This window comes from Marinomonas rhodophyticola (genome assembly GCF_026113935.1).
Taxonomy (GTDB): Bacteria; Pseudomonadota; Gammaproteobacteria; order Pseudomonadales; family Marinomonadaceae; genus Marinomonas; species Marinomonas rhodophyticola.
In genome coordinates, this window is sequence record NZ_JAPEUL010000011.1 from 370,927 (window position 1) to 388,250 (window position 17,324).

Annotated in this window: 15 protein-coding genes and 4 pseudogenes; 11 read left to right on the forward strand and 8 right to left on the reverse strand. The window is 43.8% G+C overall.

All coding sequences use genetic code 11. The annotated features are described in order from the left end of the window. Positions 1 to 11 precede the first annotated feature (11 nt). The 7 genes and pseudogenes from relA to ONZ52_RS21450 all read left to right on the forward strand — a co-directional run bounded on the left by relA (position 12) and on the right by ONZ52_RS21450 (position 9,027). Entirely contained in the window at positions 12 to 2,261 is a 2,250-nt protein-coding gene (relA, locus tag ONZ52_RS21420) for a GTP diphosphokinase (RefSeq protein WP_265220671.1), read from the forward strand. Continuing rightward, positions 2,258 to 3,061, forward strand: a complete 804-nt coding sequence (gene mazG, locus ONZ52_RS21425; RefSeq protein ID WP_265220672.1) for a nucleoside triphosphate pyrophosphohydrolase — start codon at positions 2,258 to 2,260, stop codon at positions 3,059 to 3,061. Before relA ends, mazG begins: the two co-directional genes overlap by 4 nt. A 71-nt stretch (positions 3,062 to 3,132) precedes the next feature. Continuing rightward, positions 3,133 to 5,763, forward strand: a pseudogene (gene ppc / locus ONZ52_RS21430) (phosphoenolpyruvate carboxylase). 227 nt (positions 5,764 to 5,990) lie between these two features. Then, a complete protein-coding gene (adk, locus tag ONZ52_RS21435; RefSeq protein WP_265220673.1) occupies positions 5,991 to 6,647 on the forward strand; it encodes an adenylate kinase in 657 nt (218 codons plus the stop codon). Between the two features lie 7 nt (positions 6,648 to 6,654). Next, entirely contained in the window at positions 6,655 to 7,362 is a 708-nt protein-coding gene (gene tsaB, locus ONZ52_RS21440; protein WP_265220674.1) for a tRNA (adenosine(37)-N6)-threonylcarbamoyltransferase complex dimerization subunit type 1 TsaB, read from the forward strand. 4 nt (positions 7,363 to 7,366) lie between these two features. After that, entirely contained in the window at positions 7,367 to 8,167 is an 801-nt protein-coding gene (locus ONZ52_RS21445; RefSeq protein ID WP_265220675.1) for an undecaprenyl-diphosphate phosphatase, read from the forward strand. A gap of 65 nt (positions 8,168 to 8,232) precedes the next feature. After that, a complete protein-coding gene (locus ONZ52_RS21450; protein WP_265220676.1) occupies positions 8,233 to 9,027 on the forward strand; it encodes a class I SAM-dependent methyltransferase in 795 nt (264 codons plus the stop codon). A 20-nt stretch (positions 9,028 to 9,047) separates the two neighbouring features. Here the strand turns inward: ONZ52_RS21450 and ONZ52_RS21455 are convergent, their stop codons facing one another. After that, positions 9,048 to 9,260, reverse strand: a complete 213-nt coding sequence (locus tag ONZ52_RS21455; RefSeq protein ID WP_265220677.1) for a SlyX family protein — start codon at positions 9,258 to 9,260, stop codon at positions 9,048 to 9,050. A 288-nt stretch (positions 9,261 to 9,548) separates the two neighbouring features. Between ONZ52_RS21455 and ONZ52_RS24915 the strand changes: the two genes are divergently transcribed. The 3 genes and pseudogenes from ONZ52_RS24915 to ONZ52_RS21470 all read left to right on the forward strand — a co-directional run bounded on the left by ONZ52_RS24915 (position 9,549) and on the right by ONZ52_RS21470 (position 12,087). Then, a complete protein-coding gene (locus tag ONZ52_RS24915; protein WP_321160391.1) occupies positions 9,549 to 10,019 on the forward strand; it encodes a cold-shock protein in 471 nt (156 codons plus the stop codon). Positions 10,020 to 10,046: 27 nt separating this feature from the next. Beyond that, positions 10,047 to 10,545: pseudogene (tpx, locus tag ONZ52_RS21465) on the forward strand (thiol peroxidase). A 186-nt stretch (positions 10,546 to 10,731) separates the two neighbouring features. After that, complete coding sequence (locus tag ONZ52_RS21470; RefSeq protein ID WP_265220049.1) at positions 10,732 to 12,087, forward strand: IS5 family transposase; 1,356 nt, start codon at positions 10,732 to 10,734, stop codon at positions 12,085 to 12,087. Between the two features lie 47 nt (positions 12,088 to 12,134). On the opposite strand, the gene panD is transcribed toward ONZ52_RS21470, so the two are convergent. From panD to dapE, 4 genes and pseudogenes are all read right to left on the reverse strand, one after another. After that, positions 12,135 to 12,515 (reverse strand): aspartate 1-decarboxylase, encoded by a 381-nt coding sequence (gene panD, locus ONZ52_RS21475; protein ID WP_265220678.1) that lies wholly within the window; start codon positions 12,513 to 12,515, stop codon positions 12,135 to 12,137. Positions 12,516 to 12,565: 50 nt separating this feature from the next. Continuing rightward, positions 12,566 to 12,940 carry a hypothetical protein gene (locus tag ONZ52_RS21480; protein WP_265220679.1) on the reverse strand — a complete coding sequence of 125 codons (375 nt, stop codon included), beginning with the start codon at positions 12,938 to 12,940 and terminating at the stop codon, positions 12,566 to 12,568. 4 nt (positions 12,941 to 12,944) lie between these two features. Beyond that, a complete protein-coding gene (locus ONZ52_RS21485) occupies positions 12,945 to 13,211 on the reverse strand; it encodes a hypothetical protein (protein ID WP_265220680.1) in 267 nt (88 codons plus the stop codon). Positions 13,212 to 13,223: 12 nt separating this feature from the next. Continuing rightward, positions 13,224 to 14,370: pseudogene (gene dapE / locus ONZ52_RS21490) on the reverse strand (succinyl-diaminopimelate desuccinylase). Positions 14,371 to 14,449: 79 nt separating this feature from the next. Between dapE and ONZ52_RS21495 the strand changes: the two are divergent. Continuing rightward, positions 14,450 to 14,653, forward strand: coding sequence for a hypothetical protein (locus ONZ52_RS21495; RefSeq protein ID WP_111639572.1), 204 nt, complete (start codon positions 14,450 to 14,452; stop codon positions 14,651 to 14,653). Here ONZ52_RS21495 and ONZ52_RS21500 read toward each other — a convergent pair. The 3 genes and pseudogenes from ONZ52_RS21500 to dapC form a co-directional block, all read right to left on the reverse strand. Continuing rightward, a complete protein-coding gene (locus tag ONZ52_RS21500) occupies positions 14,650 to 14,991 on the reverse strand; it encodes an ArsC family reductase (RefSeq protein ID WP_265220681.1) in 342 nt (113 codons plus the stop codon). The genes ONZ52_RS21495 and ONZ52_RS21500 overlap by 4 nt on opposite strands. Before the next feature lie 78 nt (positions 14,992 to 15,069). Further along, positions 15,070 to 16,108 (reverse strand): annotated as a pseudogene (gene dapD, locus ONZ52_RS21505) (2,3,4,5-tetrahydropyridine-2,6-dicarboxylate N-succinyltransferase). 28 nt (positions 16,109 to 16,136) lie between these two features. After that, positions 16,137 to 17,324 (reverse strand): succinyldiaminopimelate transaminase, encoded by a 1,188-nt coding sequence (gene dapC, locus ONZ52_RS21510; protein WP_265220682.1) that lies wholly within the window; start codon positions 17,322 to 17,324, stop codon positions 16,137 to 16,139.

Here is a 17,324-nt window from a genome sequence, read left to right on the forward strand (position 1 = left end):
AGGGCGGATAAATGGTAACGGTAAGAAAAGATCATCCTGTATTAGACGATGGCAGTGTTGATATTGATGCCTGGATGGCACAGTTTTCTCATTTGGTTGATGACAGTGCTCGCGTTCCTTTGCGTATGGCCTGTGAATTGGCCCGCCAATCAGAATTAAAAAGTGCCAGACCTTCTTATTGGGGCGCGCAAGCCAGTACTTTTCGTGCTGGATTAGAAATGGTCGAAATTCTGTCCGGTTTTCGGGCGGATCAAGATTCATTGGTTGCTGCAGCTTTGTACCGAGTGGTACGAGAAGATCAATTGCCTATTTCTCGTGTGACTGAGATGTTTGGTCGTAAAGTGTCTTCGATTATTGAAGGGGTAATGCGCATGGGTGAGGTCTCTAAAAACCTCACCGCCGATTCTGCGGCTGAAGTGCTTGGTAGTAGCGAAAATCAGTTGGAATCTTTGCGTAAAATGCTGGTTTCGATTATTGATGATGTTCGTGTTGTGCTGATTAAGCTGGCTGAGCGTGCCTGCGCTATTAAAGAAGCGAAACATCAGAATGAAGAGCGTCGTGTCGCTGTGGCGCTTGAAGTGCAGAGTGTTTATGCCCCTTTAGCCCATCGTTTAGGAATTGGCCATATCAAATGGGAATTAGAGGATCTCTCTTTCCGCTATCTGTATCCTTCTGATTATAAACGAATCGCGACCTGGTTGGATGAGAAGCGTCTTGATCGTCAGCAGTATATTGATGATGTGATTGCCTTATTGGATGAGCGTTTGAAGGGCATTAATATACACGCCGATTTAATGGGACGAGCCAAACATATCTACAGCATTTGGCGCAAAATGAAGAATAAAAACATCGGTTTTGATGAGGTGTACGACGTCAGAGCGGTGCGTATCTTAGTGGATGAGCCGATGGAGTGTTACGGCGTTCTTGGCATAGTACACAATTTGTGGCGGCCTATTCCCCATGAGTTCGATGATTATATCAGTAACCCGAAGTCAAATGGCTATCAGTCTTTGCACACTGCGGTTATTGGCCCTCAAGGAAGAGCGCTGGAAATCCAGATTCGTACCCACAAAATGCATGAAGATGCCGAATTGGGCGTGTGCGCACATTGGAAATATAAGGGAACGGATTTAAGCTCCAACAGCACCAGTTATGAAGAAAAGCTGCAATGGCTAAGAACCATTCTGGATTTTCATGAAGTACAAGGGGATTTGGAGTCTTTATCTGAACAAGTTCGCAGTGACATTGAGCAAGATCGTATATACGTCTTTACGCCCGACGGCCATGTCGTTGACTTGCCTATTAATGCTACCCCCGTTGATTTTGCCTATCGAGTACACACAGAAATTGGTCACCGCTGTCGTGGTGCCAAAGTAAATGGCAAAATCATTTCACTGGTGACGCATTTAAAAACGGGTGATAAGGTTGAAATCCTGACAACGAAAGAAGGCGGTCCTAGTCGTGACTGGTTGCACCCGACTTTAGGGTATGTGCAAACCAACCGAGCCAGAGCCAAAATTCAGAACTGGTTTAGGAAAGAAGACAGAGAAAAAAATCTAGACGCGGGTAAGCACCTTCTGGATAAGCAGTTAAAGCGCCTTGGTTTCGATGATAATCGTATTGATTTACAGGCGATTTCCTCTCGATTTAATTTTTCTTACGCAGATGAGGTATATGTAGCGCTTGGTGCTGGAGACATTCAGCTAGCGCGAGTGCTGCGCGTCATTGACGATTTTTACAGTCTTAATGGTGAAAGTGCACCAGCGCGTCCTATTCGCTTGAAAAAGAGCCGTCACAAATCGTCTGATAACGATATTCATATTTTGGGTGTTGGCAAGCTGCTTACCCAGATGGCGAAATGTTGTAACCCTATTCCTGGTGATGACATTGTTGGTTATATAACTCAAGGTCGAGGTGTATCGGTACATAGGCAAGATTGCATTAATATTGTTCAACTTGGGCTAGATGAGCCGGAAAGGATTATTGATGTGAGTTGGGGGGAAGAGCTAGACAACCAATATCCAGTAAACATTCAAGTTGAGGCATATGACAGAACGGGATTGTTAAACGATATTACCAGCTTGCTGGCCAATGAAAAAGTCAACTTGCTGTCGATGAATACGTTATCCGCTAAGGAGAATCATACGGCGAACATTCGCTTTACTATTGAGGTAGGTGAGTTAAGTGTATTAAGTAAGTTATTACATCGTATTAATCAGTTACCCAATGTGCTTAATGTATTCAGAGAGAGGGACTTTTGAGCAAATCAATGCAGCAGTTGCAGTATCTAATGCGTTGTCTTCGGGATAAAGAGTTTGGTTGCGTCTGGGATAAAAAGCAAAACTTTAAAAGTGTTGCGCCTTATACCTTAGAGGAAGCCTATGAAGTGCTAGATGCGATAGAGCGTGAAGACTTTGAGGACTTGCAGGAAGAACTAGGCGACTTACTGTTTCAAATAGTGTTTTATGCGCAAATGGCCGAAGAAGAGCAGCGCTTTTCGTTTGATGAGGTGGTGAATGGGATTGTCGAAAAGATGCTGCGTCGTCATCCTCATGTTTTTCCCGATGGCGATATAACACGTTTTGGTGAGCCAACATTGCTTACTGATCAGCAAATTGCTGATCAGTGGCAGCAGATTAAAGCATTGGAGAAAGGGGATAGTGAGAAACGTCTCTTGGCGGATATTCCTGCTTCCATGCCCGCGTTAATGCAAGCGGTGAAAATACAACAAAAAGCCGCTAAGGTGGGGTTTGACTGGCCAAACGTTGCTCCTGTATTCGATAAGATTCGGGAAGAACTAGACGAGCTTGAAGAAGCAATGAAACAGCAAAACGTTTTGCACATAGAAGAAGAAATGGGCGACGTTTTGTTCGCTGTCTGTAATTTAGCTCGTCATTTTAAGGTATCACCCGATGTGGCATTGAATAAGACAAATATAAAATTTCGTCGCCGATTTGGTCGCATAGAGACTCTTGTGTCGATGCAAAATAGAAAATTAACAGAGTGTTCTCTCGAGGAATTAGACCGTTATTGGGAGCAGGCCAAACGAGAAGGTTTGTAGACTGCGCATCTATTTAATGGATAAAAAGAACGCCTTTAAGCTGGTGCTATTGGTAATTTTAGGAGGGTGAAGTGAGTGATCGTCAGGCGTCATTACGTGAAAATGTTAGGTTGCTGGGAGATTGTCTTGGCGAAAGTATGAGTAATCATTTGGGCGAAGGCTTTCTTGAAAAAGTAGAAAACATACGCCAGCTTTCGAAAGATGGCCGTCAATCTGGAGATTCGGCAGCGCTTATTCAGGCCTTAGAAGCTTTAGAAGACAAAGAGATTGTGCCTGTCGCTCGAGCATTTAATCAGTTTTTGAACTTATCTAATATTGCGGAGCAATACCACCGAGTTCACCGTCGTCGTACGAATGAAAGTTTAGGTGTTTACCATAATCCCATAGGCGATTTACTGACCCGCCTTTCCAAGCAAAATTTTACCGCTGAACAAATGATTGCCTCATTGCAATCACAATCTATTGAACTTGTGTTGACAGCTCATCCAACAGAAGTGGTTCGTCGCTCTTTGATTCGAAAATATGACAATATTTCTAGCGAGTTGGAAGCCTTAGACAAAGACAATATTTTACCACTCGAAGAAACCAAACACATACGACGCTTGAAGGAAATTATTACACAAGCTTGGCACACGGATGAAATTCGTGAAGAAAGGCCGACACCAGTTGATGAGGCTAAATGGGGCTTCGCTGTGATTGAACAGTCCTTGTGGCAAGCCGTACCACGCTTCTTTCGTCAACTGGATGAGCAGTTTAGCCAATTTTCTAAAGCCGATCGCTTACCGCTGGATTTAGCGCCCATTCGTTTTGCAACTTGGATGGGCGGTGACCGTGATGGCAACCCAAATGTTACTCACAAAGTGACGAAAGAAGTGACTTTGCTGGCTCGTTGGATGGCGGCTGATCTTTACATAAAAGATCTCAACGTGTTGCGTTCTGAATTTTCTATGACGCAATGCAACGCAGCATTGCGTGAGCGTGTTGGTGACAGTGCGCAACCTTATCGCGAAGTGTTGCGACACTTAGAGAATAAAATGCTGGCGACCAAAAATTGGGCGAAAGCAAGTTTGGATGGAAAGCCGACTTCATCTGAAGATGTTTTTCTTGATATTCAAGAGCTTATCGATGATTTGGTATTATGTTACCAATCTTTATTAGATTGCGGTATGAAGGTTATTGCCAATGGCTCTTTGTTGGATCTGATTCGCTGTGCTGCTACATTCGGTGCCACCCTTGTACGATTAGATGTTCGCCAAGATGCTTCTCGTCATATTGATGCCTTGTCTGCGATTACACGTTTTTATGGCTTAGGTGATTATGCTGAATGGGATGAGGCGTCTCGGCAAGCCTTTTTGTTAACTGAGTTAAACTCTAAACGACCTCTGTTACCAATGGAATGGACACCGACTGCAGAAGTAAAAGAGGTGCTGGATACCTTCAAGATGATTTCGAAAGGGCAGCAAAACTCTTTTGGCTCTTATGTTATTTCCATGGCGAGTGCTCCATCAGATGTTTTGGCAGTTGCTCTGATGCTGAAAGAGTCTAGTGTGAGCTTTCCTATGCGCATAGTGCCTTTGTTTGAAACATTGGCGGATCTGGACAATGCTGAACCGATTATTGAGCAATTATTTTCGATTCCTTGGTATAAGTCCTACATCAATGGTCATCAAGAGGTCATGATTGGTTACTCAGATTCAGCGAAAGACGCGGGACAGATCGCAGCAACTTGGGGGCAATATCGTGCCCAAGAAGCCTTAACACGTCTTTGCAAGAAGCATGGCATTCACCTGACTCTGTTCCATGGTCGCGGCGGCACCGTTGGTCGTGGCGGCGGTCCAGCTCATGTGGCGATTCTTTCTCAGCCACCGGGTTCCGTTAATGGAGCGATTCGTGTTACCGAGCAAGGGGAAATGATCCGTTTCAAGTTTGGTATCCCTGATATTGCCGTGCGGTCTCTTGAACTGTATTGCTCGGCTGTAATGGAAGCCTCTTTAATACCAGCTTCTCCTCCGAAAGAGGAGTGGCGTGCCATTATGGATGAAATGGCGGAAGTGGGGATGAATCAATATCGTTCAATAATACGTGGACATGAAGATTTCGTGCCGTATTTTAGAGCCACAACGCCAGAGCAAGAGTTGGCAAAACTGCCATTAGGCTCACGTCCTGCCCGTCGACGTTCTGATGGGGGGTAGAGAGTCTACGAGCTATTCCTTGGATTTTTGCTTGGATGCAAATTCGTTTGATGTTACCGGCTTGGTTGGGGGCTGAGAGCGCATTACAACAAGGCGTTGATTCTGGTAATTTGGAAAAATTACGTGAGATGCACAAAAAGTGGCCGTTCTTTGGTGCGTATTTAGACATGTTGGACATGGTGTTAGCAAAAGCTGAGTTCCGAAATAGCGGAATATTATGAAAAGCGACTTGTTGGTGAAGAACTGCAAGGTTTAGGGCGCTTGTTACGTGGTAAATTGAAGCAAGTAAGCGAGCTTGTGAAGTTGTTGAAAAAACAAGAACGCCTTATTGAAGACAATAAAACCATTCGTCAATCTATCGATGTTCGAAATCCTTACATCGACCCATTGCACTATTTGCAAGCTGAACTTTTGTATCGCAGCCGTAAAGATGAAGGTAATGCTGAGGTGAATAAAGCGTTAATGATTACGATGGCGGGTATTGCCAGCGGAATGCAAAACACAGGTTAATGGGATTATACGGTTAGAAAATGCTCACTATGAGTAAGAAAATGATAAAAAAAGACGCGTAAATTTGCATAGTGAAGGGCAGCTTGGGTATGCTTGGCGACCATTCAATTTTTTAGCATGCAAATGGTTTGCCTGAACACTTTGTTGCCGTGCATATTTTACGTCAATGGTTTGTTGTGTTGGTCACCTTTGCTATTCAGTTTACGTAGTTTTTTTGGAGACTTTTTATGCGAGTAATATTATTAGGCGCACCAGGCGCTGGTAAGGGCACTCAAGCTCAATTTATTACGGAAGAATTTGGCATTCCTCAGATCTCTACTGGAGACATGTTACGCGCCGCAGTCAAAGCAGGAAGTGAGATGGGTCTAAAAGCCAAAGCGGTAATGGACGCCGGTCAGCTTGTGTCTGATGACATTATCATTGGTTTAGTCAAAGAACGTCTTACTCAAGAGGATTGTGCTAATGGTGCCCTTTTTGACGGCTTTCCGCGTACTATCCCTCAGGCAGATGCGTTGAAGGATGCGGGTGTTAAGATTGACTATGTGGTCGAAATTGATGTAGCGGATGAAGAAATTGTTAAACGCATGAGTGGTCGTCGCGTTCATGAGGCATCCGGTCGCACTTATCATCTAGTTTACAATCCACCGAAGGTAGAAGGTAAAGATGATGTTACAGGTGAAGACCTTGTTCAGCGTGCTGATGACGTAGAAGAGACGGTTCGTCTGCGTTTAGGTGTGTATCATGAACAGACAGCACCACTTATTGGTTATTACCAAGACTGGCTAAAAGCAGACAGTGCGACGGCGCCTAAATTCGTTAAAGTGAATGGTGTTGGTGATTTGAATGAGATCAAACAAAGTCTATTAGCATCGTTAAAGGCCTAAACACGCAATGGCGGTTATTTTAGCATTAGATACTTCAACGCCAGCTTGTTCAGTGGCGTTGTCTATAAACGGTGTTGTGTTGGAAGATTTCCGCATGGCGCCTCGCCTTCATAATGATCTGATTCTCCCAATGGTGGATCAAATATTAAGCCAAGCAGGGCTGACGCTCGCGAATCTTGATGCGATTGCGTTTGGCCGAGGTCCTGGGTCTTTTACGGGGCTGAGGATCAGTGCAGGTGTCGTTCAAGGACTGGCTTTTGGCGCTGATCTGCCTGTTATTCCTGTGTCAACGCTCGCGGCTTTGTCGTTGGAGGGTTTTCAAACCACGGGTCAAAATAATTGGTTGGCAGCGCTTGATGCCCGTATGGGGGAAATCTATATGGGCGGCTACTGCGTTAATAAAGTAGCGGGGAATTACCAAGTTGATGCATTAATTGAAGAATGCGTAGTGAAACCGACCGACTTGTCTGCGTTTTCCACTCATTTTAACGGTGTCGGTTCTGGTTGGTGTTATGACAATATTCTTACACCGTTGCTTCCTGTTCCTCCTGAACATGTTTTGGTCGACCTTGCACCTCGTGCGGCATGTATTGCTGAATTGGCTCTGCTGGCCTTTCAAAGAGGTGATATGGTCAGTGCATACGATGCGATTCCAACCTATCTAAGAGATGAAATTACGTGGGAAAAGCAGGCTCCTCGAATAGGAAAACGTTAATTGTATGTTGTGGTATCAAATTGTTTTCTTGGCCGTTATTCAAGGATTGACTGAATTTCTGCCAATATCGAGTTCTGCTCATTTAATATTGCCGGCACAGCTGCTTGGTTGGCAAGATCAGGGGTTGGCGTTTGATGTTGCTGTGCATGTAGGCACATTACTTGCGATCGTTGGTTATTTTAGAAAAGATATTGTCCAGATTATGGTGGCTTGGTGTATTTCTATTAGAGACAGGCAATCGACGCCTAATAGTCGGCTAGGCTGGTGGATTTGTCTGGCGACATTGCCAGCTTGTGTTGCCGGTTTGGTGTTTGATGGTTTTATTGAAACACATTTGCGCTCACTGGAGGTAATTGCCTACACCACCATTGGTTTTGGGGTATTGCTTTGGTTGTCAGACCGTTATGGAGCAACGACCAAATCAGAACAAGAGCTTGGTTTCAAAAGTGTGTTATACATCGGGTTTGCTCAAGCATTAGCTTTAATCCCTGGTACATCACGCTCCGGTATTACTATGACGGCGGCACGTTTTCTTGGTTTTAGCCGAGAAAGTGCGGCGCGTTTTTCGTTTCTTTTGTCCATCCCTCTTATTTTGGCAGCTGGTGGTCTAAAATCCATTGAGCTTGTGTCGTCTAATTTGGCGGTAGATTGGAGTGGGATCTTTATGGGCGTTATGTTGTCTGCTATCAGCGCTTATATTTGTATTTATTTATTTTTGAAATGGCTTAATACAATAGGTTTCTTTCCCTTTTTTGTCTATCGATTGATTTTAGGTCTCATTCTTTTAGCGATTGTTTATCTTTAATACCTTGGTTTTTTTGTACGGCTCAGCGTATAAGGTGTTTTATACTATTTCGAGGAGAGGTTTGTTTGCTTCATTCTATCGCGGTTGCAACAACAGATAGGTTTTTGGAACCTGATGCTCGACTGTCAGCTCAGTCGTTAGGCTTGCCTTTCTTATCGCTTACCGGGCCGATAAAGTTTGTTGCTAATTACGATTATCTTTTATTGCATACACCAGATGGTATTGCGGTGGCAAAGACGGGCAAGGCTGCGCCTAAACCTGTTTATGTGGATTTTACCTCTGGAGCGGTAGATCATAGAAGGCGTTTTGGTGGCGGCAAGGGCCAAGATATTGCGAAAGCGGTTGGTTTAAATAAAGGCTCTAACTTATCCGTGTTAGATGCGACAGCGGGACTTGGGCGAGATGCTTTTGTTCTGGCTTGCCTTGGATGCTCAGTGTCGCTTTGTGAGCGTGTGGGCTTTGTTAGAGCGATGCTTCAAGATGGTTTGTATCGAGCCGCATTTCACCATGAAGTGGCTGATATTGTGGCAAGGATGTCGTTACTGACTACGGATATAAGTGGTATCTCTAATGATGCCGTATTTGATGTTGTGTATTTGGATCCCATGTATCCACATACTGATAAATCGTCAGCAGCGGCCAAAAAAGAAATGGCTTTTTTTAGGGATTTAGTTGGAAAGGACGATGATGCCGATACATTATTGCCCCTAGCCATGGAATTGGCAAAGTATCGTGTTGTAGTAAAGCGTCCCAAAGGGGCAACATTTTTAAATAATACACAACCAACTTACCAATTAGAGGGAAAATCTGGGCGATTTGATGTCTATGTGCTCAAATCGCTCGATTCTCTTTCTATGTAGTATTATTTTAAGAGTGATATCTAATAATGTGGTGGCTTTTCTGCTTCAAAGTTAGGTTGCTGCTGGCGATAGGATTCAAGCTGTTTTCCTAACATCGTCAGTTTTTCTTGCATTAGTAGTAAATCTTTTTGTTGATGGATTAGCGCTTGATTTAAACTATCGATCGTATCTTCTTGAAATTGTAGTTTGAATTCCAGTTCGTCGATACGTTGGTTGATTTGTGAGGTGTTCATAGATACCTTCTGTGTGTTAACCTTAACAAGCTAAACTCGTATTTTAAGAACTCTTCTATAAAAATATATGGCGCAAGTATCGGTCATTTAAAATGTAAGAGTGGCGTGAAAATTGCTCTCAAAAGAAGTTGTGTATTTTACTACTATCTTCTTTTGCTTCGCACGGTGATTTTAGAAAGAGTTTAGTAAAATATTCATTTATTCACTTTTGCACTAATACGGAGTCTGTTTTCTTTGAAATTGGCTTCGCTTCACAATAATATTTAATTTGATAAGAGATATACTGTTATGAATGATCATCAGGATAATGTTTCGCGTAATAAAGAATCTTCTGTTGGTTCTGCTTTTTTCTCGTTACGTACATTTATAGTTAGCCTTGTTATTGCTTTGATTGTGCCTTTGCTTATTGCAGGCGTATTGCAAGAAGAGATCGGCCAACATTTTCTCGTGTATTTTGGTTTTATACTGGTTTCTGTTTACGTTGGTGCCATGGTGAGTCAAGTCGGCTCTGTAGGTTATGATTCAGACTCTGAAGAAGACGAAGATGATGATCGTGAGCAGGGAACCGTTAAGTGGTTTAACTCATCGAAAGGCTTTGGTTTTCTAACGATGGAGAATGGTGATGATGTATTTGTTCATTATCGCGCTATTCGTGGTCGTGGTCGTCGCTTTTTGGTTGAAGGACAGCTGGTTCGTTTTTATGTCACCGAAGGTGAAAAAGGCAAGCAAGCTGAGAATGTCTCTATTATTCGCGGTTAATTTTCTTATTTTTTTAAAGAGGTATTTATGGCAACAGTAACACTAAAAGGTAATCCTTTTGAAACGGCTGGTTCTCTTCCTGCGGTGGGCTTCTACTGCGCCAGCTTTTGAGCTTGTTAAAACGGATTTATCCGTCGCTACGTTGGCTGATTATAAAGGCGCTAAACTGGTATTGAATATTTTCCCTTCCGTTGACACGCCTACTTGTGCGATGTCTGTTCGTAAGTTTAATGAGTCAGCGGCAGCGTTAAAAGGCGTTAATGTACTTTGTGTGTCTGCTGATTTACCTTTTGCTGCGGCTCGTTTTTGTGGCGCTGAAGGGATTGATAATGTTGATACTGGGTCGACTTTCCGCTCTACTTTTGGCGAGGACTACGGTCTTGTTTTTACTACTGGTCCATTGACTGGTCTATTGTCACGTGCCGTTGTTGTTTTGGATGAGAGCGGCTCGGTAATCTATACTGAGCAAGTGGCTGAAACGGCTGATGAGCCGAATTACGAAGCCGCATTGGCTGTATTGGCGTAGTTTACCATTACAAAAAAAGGCCGCTTCTGAGTTGATTGGAAGCGGCCTTTTTTAATTAAAGTGATTAGTCGCCCCTGAAAAACTCTCAACCTATTGAATCTAATAGGTTTTTATAAGATAGTTAATGCTTAAACCTTACGATAAATACGCCTTTAGACCTAAAAAGTTGCAGAATGGGTGAGTTTTATGAAGCCTCGTCAGAGAAAGACCATGCCGCAAAAAGATTTGTTCCAACCTCAGCTCGTAGACATCATTAATCCCAATCATCCTTTAGTTCGACTGGCTAAGATCATTGATTGGAACCTGTTGGATAACGAATTGGGGGCACACTTCTCAACGGTTGGTGCAGCCGCGTTGCCAACGCGCCTTATGACGGGGTTACTGTATTTGCAACACTTGCATAACTTGTCTGACGAAATGGTATTAGAGCAATGGCTTGAATCGCCTTATTACCAATATTTTTGTGGCGAAACCTTTTTCCAACACGACTTCCCGTGCCATCCAACGAGTCTTGTTAAATGGCGAAAACGGTTAGGAGAAGAAGGCTGCGAATGGCTGCTTACCCAGACGATACAAGCAGGGCTAAAACTAAAAGTTATCAAACCAGCGAGCTTAAAACGAGTCGTAGTAGACACCACGGTACAAGAAAAAAACATCACCTTCCCAACAGATGCCAAGCTCTACAACAAGGCTCGACAACAGCTCACGCAGGTAGCCAAAGAACAAAATATCACGTTAAGACAAACCTACGACAAAGTCTGCCATGAGTTAATGCCAAAAATTGGACGCTATGGCCACGCCAAACAATATAAGCGGATGAGAAAAGCGATTAAGCAAGTCAAAGGCTTCTTAGGGCGAGTATTGCGTGACATAGATCGGCAAGTAAAGCGACAAGGATTAACGCTCACCCAAAAACAGGAAGATATACTCAACCAAGCTTATCGATTACTAAAACAAACTCGCCAGAGCAAGAATAAACTGTACAGCCTACATGAACCCAATGTGGACTGTATATCTAAAGGCAAAGCGCATAAACGCTACGAATTTGGCGTAAAAGCCAGTGTAGCCGTTACCGCGAAAGAATCCTTCATCGTGGGCGCAAGAAGCTATCCTGGCAATCCGTATGATGGCCATACGTTAAAAGATCAACTGCAACAAGTAGAAACCCTGACAGGCACGAAACCGGACAGCTGTTTTGTTGACAGAGGGTATAAAGGGTCTGGCGTGGAAGACATTAGCGTCTTGATTGCAGGTCAAAAACGCGGAGTCCCCAAGAAAGAGAAGCGCTGGATGGGAAGACGAAACAGCGTAGAACCCATCATAGGGCATCTCAAATCCGATGGAAAACTCAGACTATGCTTCTTAAAAGGTGTGCTAGGCGATGCGATCAACGTGATCTTAAGTGCCTGTGGTCAGAACCTACGTAAGCTACTGAAGTGGCTTTGTTGTGCCCCATATTTTGGAGCATTTTTAAGACGATTATGGCTGAAAATAACTTTTCCACTTGAAAGACCCAAAAATAGAATGGCGCTTCTTGCTTGAAACGCCATTATTCAGGGACGACTGATTATTTCTTAAAAAGAATTTTGTTAGTCTTTTTGAACTGGAATCGTGTTAGTTGTACGTTCAACGCTATTGTCTTTATTTAAGTAGACTAATTTGGGTTTGAACTCGTCGGCTTGTGCTTCGTTCATTTGTCCATAGGCCGCAATAATAACTCGATCACCGACTTGTACTTTTCTCGCAGCTGCGCCATTCATTGATATAGTGCCGGAGCCAGGTTCAGCCAGAATGACGTAGGTATGAAAGCGCTCGCCGTTGTCGACGTTGTAAATGTCTATTTGTTCGAATTCCCTGAACCCCGCTAGCTCTACAAGGTCTTTATCTATGGCGCAGGAACCATCGTACCAAAGCTCTGCTTGGGTAACGCTAGCCATGTGAAGTTTGCCTTTAAGAAGTGTAATTTGCATGTGTAAAATCTCTATTAAGGTGTCTGTGGAGCGTATGTTATCAAAGGGGGTTAATTCCAAATAAATGGACCTTCACCGTGGTGGTTAATTCGCCACCATAGATCTGGATCCTGATTGCCTTCTTCTTCCCATCCTTGGAAATTGCAGCGTACTTCGCAGTCTAGTGCTTTAAACACTTGTCTTGCACAGGTTATATCATCTTCCCAAGGGGTTTTATCCGAGTCGAACCAGATCGAGGTGAAGCGTTTTCCTGCCGCCTGTTCAAGGATGGTAACTTCTACTTCATTGCTTTGCCACAGAAGGGTCAATTTTGAACAAAGAGGTCCACTGGTACTTTTTTTGACAAGGGTGAATGATGTTTCCAGCCAAGCGATGATGTTTTCTGTCGGGCAAGACAATACATATACTTCAACGTCTGTTTGCATTACCTTAATCCTTATTTTTGATCATGTGATAAATTCTAAGAACGCTCATAGATAAGTAGCCAACAAGCGTCCAAAGCACACCGCATCCCGCCAGTATTAATCCAAATAATGCAATAATCTCTTGGGAAAAAGAATCGGCAAGGACGCGATCTGCCACCATGAGCATCAGTATGCCGAAAACGAAAATTAATCCGCCTTGAATCATTTTGATCAGTGCCGACCTTGGGTTGTTGCCTAGCTTCATGGCTAATTTATGTATGGCGTTTTTCATTTATGTATGAATCTAAGCGTTATTGGCAAATAGATTTTTTAGAATGCGTGCGTATATTTCAGAAAGACGATTAAGGCTTTCGGCTTCAACACATTCATTAATCTGATGGATGGTGGCATTGATAGGACCAAGTTCCACAACTTGTGTGCCCATTTTGGCAATAAATCGACCATCAGAAGTGCCGCCAGAAGTAGAGAGTTCTGGTGTAATGTTGACCGTTGTTTGCACTGCTTCAACAATGGCATCCACCAATTCTCCAGGTCGCGTCAAAAATGGTAAGCCGTTATACGTCCACTCAATATCGTAGCGTAAGTTGTGTTTATCCAAAATGTCAATGACACGACGTTTAAGGGCGTCAAAGTCTAACTCTGAAGAAAAGCGGAAATTAAATTGGGCGTTCAATTTACCTGGCACAACGTTAGTTGCACCAGTTCCTGAATGGATATTAGACACTTGGAAGCTAGTGGGAGGGAAGAAGTCATTTCCATCGTCCCAATGAGTACTAGCCATTTCAGCCAGGGCTTGGGCGGCTAGATGGATGGGGTTCTCGGCGAGATGTGGGTAAGCGACATGCCCTTGTTTGCCATAAATCGTTAAATCGCCACTAAATGAGCCTCGACGCCCATTTTTAATAATATCACCTAGTGTTTTGGTGCTGGAGGGCTTCTCCAACTATGCACCAATCTACCTTTTCATTGCGTGCCATTAGCGCATCAACAACTCGGGTTGTGCCATCTACAAAAGGGCCTTCTTCGTCGCTGGTAATCAAAAAGGAAATTTGTCCATGATGATTCGGATGCTTACTAACAAAATCTTCAACGGCGGTCACCATAGCCGCAAGACTGCCTTTCATATCAGCAGCGCCACGGCCGAACAACATGCCATCAACAATCCTTGGTGAGAACGGTGGCACTTTCCATTCTGCTTCTGGGCCTGTCGGTACGACATCAGTATGTCCAGCAAAACAAAGATTGGGGCCAGATGTACCTCGTTTAGCATAAAAGTTTTTTACATCGCCAAAAGGCATGTATTCGATTTCAAAATCTAATTTTTTTAATCGTTCTATCATTAGATCTTGGCAGCCAGCATCTTCTGGAGTGACAGATGGGCGAGAAATAAGATCCATGGCAAGTTTTAGTGTGGATGACAAGTCAGACATTCTTTACCTTTGCGTTGGTTTTCGCTACCTTAGATAAAGATTCTGTTACTATAGCAGTAGATTCTTATAAGGTGGCGTTATGAAATTGGGTGTCGTTGTTTTTTTGGGGTTACTTGGTTCTGGTTGTAGCCTTTTCCAGCAGCCTGTCGTTCAAGAGTCGTATTTCGTTCCAGTCATTCGCTCGGATGTTTCTACTTCGGGATATGTACCGAGTGTTACCCCTGTGGTGCCACCTAAGTCTAACAAAGAAAGACCTCGACTTTACACGCCTATTTTGCGCTAAAAAAGGTTGGCATACTCTTCTGGGCTAAAGCCCAAATGAATAGACCCTTTGGCGATGACTAAAGGTCGCCTGATAATAGAGGGTTGCGTTACCATAACATGAATAGCGCTGTCGTCGTTCATGCTGCTTTTTATTTCTTCATCTAGCTTGCGCCACGTGGTACCACGCTTGTTGATGATGCTTTCCCAGCCGATTGCATCTACCCAAGCTTTTGCTGTTGTCTCATCTAGTCCTAATTTCTTATAGTCATGAAAAGAGTATTCAATATTGTTTTCATCTAGCCAACGAAAGGCTTTTTTCATTGTATCGCAGTTTTTGATGCCAAATATTTGAATCATAGTCTCATCCACAAAGCGCCATATTGAGTTGAGTGTTCAATATGGCGCTTGGTTGTTGATTGGTTAAGGTGTTGAGTATTAGTTGTGAGCGTGTAGCATTTCGTTTAATGCGATGGCTGCTTTGTTGGTTTTACACTCAATTGTGCCTGTCTCGGAGTTGCGACGGAATAACAGGTCAGATTGACCTGACAGCTCGCGTGCTTTCACCGTAGAGACGACTTGGTTGTTTTCATCTAGTACGGCAACTTTAGAGACCCGCTGTGATGTAAAGTCCAGATTCAACGATACAGCGATCACCAAGACCAATACCAATACCTGCATTGGCGCCAATCAAGCATTTTTCACCAACAGCAATGACAATGTTTCCGCCACCGGATAGCGTTCCCATCGTGGAGCAGCCACCACCAAGATCGGAGCCATTACCAACCACAACACCGGCAGAAATACGACCTTCAACCATGCTGTTACCAAGTGTGCCAGCATTAAAGTTTACAAAACCTTCGTGCATGACGGTTGTGCCTTCCGCTAGATGTGCACCCAGACGGACGCGAGCTGCATCGCCAACGCGGATGCCCGTAGGAACGACAAAGTTGAGCATTTTAGGGAATTTATCAACGCTGAATACTTCGATTGTGCGGCCTTCCATGCGAGCGCTTAATTGACGATCGGCGAGTTCTCTTACGTCGATTGGGCCTTCACTTGTCCAAGCGGTATTGATCAATAAACCAAACATGCCATCTAAGACGGTATTGTGCGGTGTCACTAAACGATGAGAAATTAGTTGAAGTTTTAAATACACTTCTGCTGGATTGGTTGGGGCTTCATCTGTTGCTAATACGCATAAAATGACAGGTTTGGTTGAGGCTTTTAGGCGAGATGCTAATTCGGCTTGCTCTATGTTGCCCGCTTTTAAAAGATTCATGTGTAGACGATTAAGGTCGCTTTCATCTAGCACTAGGGTGTTATTTCCACCCTCATAGTTGGTGCTTTCTAATAGCGCATCTACGGTGTTTTTTTCAGGGGTTAGGCTTGGGGAGGCGTAAAAAATTTCTAGCCAATTGCCTTCTTTATTTTGTGTGCCGATGCCAAGACCGAACGCGAAAATGGTATTGCTCATATTATTTCTCCAACTAAGAGCTAAGGGGTTATCTGCGATTGAGGAAGTCTCTGATTCTTTTGGCTGCCTCAACGCATTCAGATTCTTCTGCAACCAGTGCCATACGAACATGATGGCTACCAGGGTTTATGCCTTCTACTTCTCGACCTAAATAGCTGCCAGGTAAAACCAGAACTGACTCTTCTTGGTATAGAGCAGTACAAAAATCTTCGTCTGTCATGGTGAGTTTAGGCCAAAGGTAAAAGCCGGCTTCTGGTTTGTTAATTGGCATAACAGGCGATAATATTTCTAGTACAGCATCAAATTTTCGGGTGTAAATTTCACGATTTTTGATGACATGCTCTTCATCATCCCAAGCAGCAATGGAAGCATCTTGGTGATGGATCGGCATGGCACAGCCTTGATAGGTGCGGTATAGCAAGAATGGCTTCATGATTGAGGCATCGCCAGCAACAAACCCTGAACGTAGTCCTGGCATGTTTGAGCGTTTTGATAGTGATTGGAATATTAGGCAGTGCTGGTAATCTTTGTTGCCTAATATTTGGCAAGCTTCCAATAGTCCTAAAGGGGCTTGATCGCCAAAATAGATCTCAGAGTAGCATTCGTCTGCCACGATAGTGAAATTGAAGGCTTTGGCTTTTTCAATCAAAAAAGCGTATTCCTCTAGGGTTGTGATCGCACCACTTGGGTTGTTGGGTGAGCACACAAACAAGACTTCACAGCGTTTCCAAACATCGTCACTGACATTGTGGTAGTTAACTTTGTAATCTGTTTCGGCGCTGCAGGGTAGAAGATGCATCTCGGCTCCCGCAAGGATGCCTGCGCCTTCGTATATTTGGTAAAAGGGGTTGGGGCTAACAACAAGCGAGTTTTGTTTTTCACCAACTAGGGTTTGAGTGATGGCGAACAATGCCTCACGCGTTCCTGTTACAGGTAAAATTTGTGTGTCAGGGTTGAGGCTTTCTAGCTTAAAACGACGCTTTGCCCATTGGCTGATCGAGTCTCTTAATGGTAATTCGCCTTTCGTACTCGGGTACTTGCTGATGCCACTTAGGCTTTTGGCTAGTGTGTCAAGGACGATCGCGGGTGCTTCGTGTTGAGGTTCCCCGATAGTGAGCTTGATAAGCGGTTTGGCTGGGTTCGGTGTTATCCCTTCGATAAGCTCAGCGAGCTTTTGAAAAGGATATGGGTGTAAAGAATGTATAAGAGGGTTCAT